Here is a 3674-nt window from a genome sequence, read left to right as displayed (position 1 = left end):
AGCACTGTTTGTGAGTAATATACAAACCTTAATTGTAAGTGAATTAGAAGATGATTTAGTTAAGGATAATCAACAAAAAAAATATGATTATAAAATCAACACCAATTTATCTTATGGCTTTCTTAAAAACAGAATACTAGATTTATTCCTTGCTTCAAAATCAATGGAAAAATCTTTTGAAGACCTTAAGCAGTTGTATAAAGAAAACCTTATTCCAGTAAGACCCAATAGATCTTTTGAAAGAAATTCAGGAAAATATAGAACCAGAATAAAACCTAATGTAACTAAAAATCAAAAAGATAGCTTTTAAAAATTTCTTAACTTAATGACATTGCGCTCGCGCCAGCAGGGGGCTTAGTTTCTGTTTTAATGCTCATACTCGCAGAATTATTGTTGAGTAATCATTGTATCGCTGTCTGTAAATTGAAAATAGATGGTATTTGATTTACTTTTCATACTAAATTCTTTTGTTTTGTTGCTTATTAAATCTTGTATATTTTCTATATAAGCATCCTGAATGTATTTGTGAAAATAACCAATTGTAAAATCAATACCATGTAAATTATAAATTGATTTTTTCTTTTCGCTTATTATCAATGCCTTATCCTTGCCGCCATCTTCAATTAAAAAGTCAAATTCTTTTTTATTTTTGTTTTCAAAAGTCATTCCGTTAAACTCTTCATCCAAAATCATTTTATCGATATATGCCATTATGTATTTCATCCTTTTTTCACTTATTTCGTCAAGGTTTATATCTGAAAATCTGACATCAAAGTGGTTTTCTATTTTTTTTAATTTAGAAAAATAATCAAGTAAAAAGTTAGCGTCAAAGGCTTCTTTATCAAAAACTATTTTTCCAGGATAATTGTAGATTAATTTGCTTTGTTGAAACATTTTGAACTTTTGATTGGATGTAATTCGTGATAGAATATTATAAAAATTCAGTCCGTTTTTTACTGATTTTATTGATTTTATTGGCTCTATCCCAATATGAATTTTATGATTTTCTGAATTTTCAGCAAAATCTAATGTAATTAAAATATCAAAATCATTAGCTTTGATTTTCATCTTGGCTTGATTTTTATTTGGATTAGCTATAAAAATTTCTAAATTATAATTATCTAGTTCAAAGCCATCTTCGCATGCAATATCAAATAATCCAAAGAGAGAGGGGACTTTTTTTATATAGAGACTTTTGATATCATCTTGAGAATTTATTCTAATCCCATTAAAAAAGTGATTGTACTCTTTTAATAGATCTCCACTTAAACGAATATCTTCAAAGTCTTTTCCTCTTAATGAATCAATAATTTTTTTTGTTTTCTCATCTTCTCCCTCAATATTAAATTTTACTTCCGTTTTAGCAATACCTTCTAAAGATGAAACATTATTAATGATATAAGCATCTTTTGATTTACTTAAATCTAATTTTATATTATTTCCTATTGCAAAATTTAGTGCTGTATCTGCCGACCCAATTCCTTTAATTAAACCTGGAAAGTAATTGTATTTTAGATCTTCGTTTAATTCTTTGATTAAGTCTTCACTAGTAGCTTGAACATACTCAATACCTTTATGCTGTAAAAATTTTAATTTAGCGGGTGCAATACTCGGAGCTACAAAAAACATTTCTTTGCGATTATCACCTAGTTCATTTAGTATTTTTTCAATAATAACCATAATGTTACTGTCTTCTAAGGCATAGCCAATAAAAATGATGTGATTTTCAACTAACTTAGTTTTAATCGTATTCCAGAAAATGGATTTTTCATTATCCTTGACAAAATAATTATTATAATCTGAATTCGTTAGAATAATATTTGAGGTGTCTGATAAATCGCCATGAATTTTAAATAACCATTGTTTTTTTGCATTGGCAGTAGCACAATCTGCACTTTTGCGAATTACTTCTAAATTTTTATTAGTTGTTTCAAATAGCGTATCATAATTGGTGGTTATGATGGTTTTTATTTGAGGAATTTTTGATAACAGTTGATGCGTTTCACTTGAATTAGGCTCTTTTTGAAATTCTTTTTTTAGGTTTTCAATTAAGTAGTTTTTATTGCCTCCTTTTAGGTAATAAATATCTTCCGCTAATTTTGGTAAATTAGTAGTGAAGTCAATCTGTTCTTGTAAATCGGTAATAAGATTATGGTATAGTATTTCTGCTAATTTGGCACCAGATGGATAACCTGCATATAAGGACATGCCTGCACCAACAAACAATACTGCTTCTTCTTTCCTAATTAATTCAAAAATTCTTTCTTTACTCATTTTTTGTTACGATTTAAATAGTCTCAATGTTATTTTGACTTTCTAAAATTGTCTGTATGCTACTTCCTTAAATATTAATTTAGGCATATGTTTTTCCTTTTCTGAAATAGACTCTTTTAAACGTCCGATAGGATAATATTGAAAAATAAAATCTGTATTAGAACCATAAATATCAGCATTAATTTCCTTTAATAGTTCTGGCATATCAGATTCTAATAATTCCAATGTATAGGGATTAAAATAGCGGAGCCTGTGATACTGAATGCTCAAGCCAGCTGGCTTAGTTACGCTGTGAGCTGCTATATCTTTTTGTCATCTTGTAATGCAAATTTAGAAACGGAATACCATAAAATTTAAGGTTGTGATCAGCTCGCAAAATATTTTCGTCATCAACATAAACCTTAATCCACTCGTGCATTGACTTTACAAACTTAGCCCAATAATTACCTTTGCGGTCAGTCAATGTAAAGTAAAAGCCATTATCGCCAAATTTGTTACCATCAGAACTCAATAATAATGAACCGTCTTCAAGAACTTTTTTTGTCATTACTACTGAGGCATTTCCGTTTGGAAGTGGGAAAATAACTTTGAGTAATGATTTATTGTATTTTGGAACGAACGCAGTTGTATAAATTCCGGCATAAATCACGTCATTCGAACTTTTAAGTTTTCTATACCAGATTGTCCATTTGGCTTTTTCTTGGTTTGACAATTTAATTATCTCGCTTTTTATTCCTTTAGAAGAATCGAGAGAATTCAAAGGTAAGTTTAGCTGTTGAAGCCTTTTGCTGAAAATTGTTGATAATGCTTTTCCAAACGGTTTAAAAAAACTTTTCCATTCACTCCAAATTTCAAAATCATAATTGGAAGTGTTTTCATAAAAATCAATCACTTGTTCGTTTAATAGATCCAATTCATCTTGACTAAAATCTAAATCTGAAATACTTTCTAATAATCCAGCATTAGCGATATTTGAACTGTATTTTAAATTTTCCTCATTTACGAGTTTTTGAATGAACTTGTCGCCAATAATATCTTCATCTCCAATAGGGCCAATTATCCATTCTTCCGTTACAGGATTAATTTTTCTTCCAGTTGTCTTTACCCAATATTGGGTTATTTTGTCTTGTATCATTTTTATATGGACTGTTTGGGCGATATAACATCTAACGTTTCGCTAATAGGCGCAGATGCGAGTTATGAAAATAGTTTTCTCCACTAACGAAGAACGAAGTTAAGAAATAAAAAGTTCCTGAAACCGAAAACGTAGCAATTGCGCTTATTAGCTGTGTGTGCCTTGCATGCACTTCCAATTCCTCAAAAGTAGGAATTTTATCTAGAGGGTGCAAGTCCCTTATCGGCAAGTTGTTGAATTATATTGAGCCGATTAGCACGTGGCA

General features: G+C 29.5%; 4 protein-coding genes. 1 reads left to right on the top strand and 3 read right to left on the bottom strand.

Features of this window, described 5'->3' with window-relative positions; translation table 11 throughout:
* Positions 1-310 (top strand): hypothetical protein (locus ACNQGX_RS18195; protein WP_417978712.1); only part of this gene is annotated, 310 nt, incomplete at its 5' end.
* Between the two features lie 77 nt (positions 311-387).
* Here ACNQGX_RS18195 and ACNQGX_RS18190 read toward each other — a convergent pair.
* From ACNQGX_RS18190 to ACNQGX_RS18180, 3 genes are read right to left on the bottom strand one after another with little or no spacing between them, the layout of a single operon-like run.
* Entirely contained in the window at positions 388-2274 is a 1887-nt protein-coding gene (locus tag ACNQGX_RS18190; protein ID WP_417978710.1) for an SIR2 family protein, read from the bottom strand.
* 42 nt (positions 2275-2316) lie between these two features.
* Positions 2317-2499, bottom strand: a complete 183-nt coding sequence (locus ACNQGX_RS18185; protein WP_417978709.1) for a hypothetical protein — start codon at positions 2497-2499, stop codon at positions 2317-2319.
* Between the two features lie 55 nt (positions 2500-2554).
* Entirely contained in the window at positions 2555-3409 is an 855-nt protein-coding gene (locus tag ACNQGX_RS18180; RefSeq protein WP_417978707.1) for a hypothetical protein, read from the bottom strand.
* Positions 3410-3674: the final 265 nt, after the last annotated feature.

The organism is Flavobacterium glycogeni (assembly GCF_048286775.1).
GTDB lineage: Bacteria > Bacteroidota > Bacteroidia > Flavobacteriales > Flavobacteriaceae > Flavobacterium.
The sequence above is the reverse complement of the archived record's forward strand: the minus strand, read 5'-3'. Positions and strand labels throughout refer to the sequence as shown.

Excerpts from the sequence above, each read along its gene's own strand:
- ACNQGX_RS18190 (WP_417978710.1), bottom strand. The coding sequence starts at position 2,274 with ATGAGTAAAGAAAGAATTTTTGAATTAATTAGGAAAGAAGAAGCAGTA.
- ACNQGX_RS18180 (WP_417978707.1), bottom strand. The coding sequence starts at position 3,409 with ATGATACAAGACAAAATAACCCAATATTGGGTAAAGACAACTGGAAGA.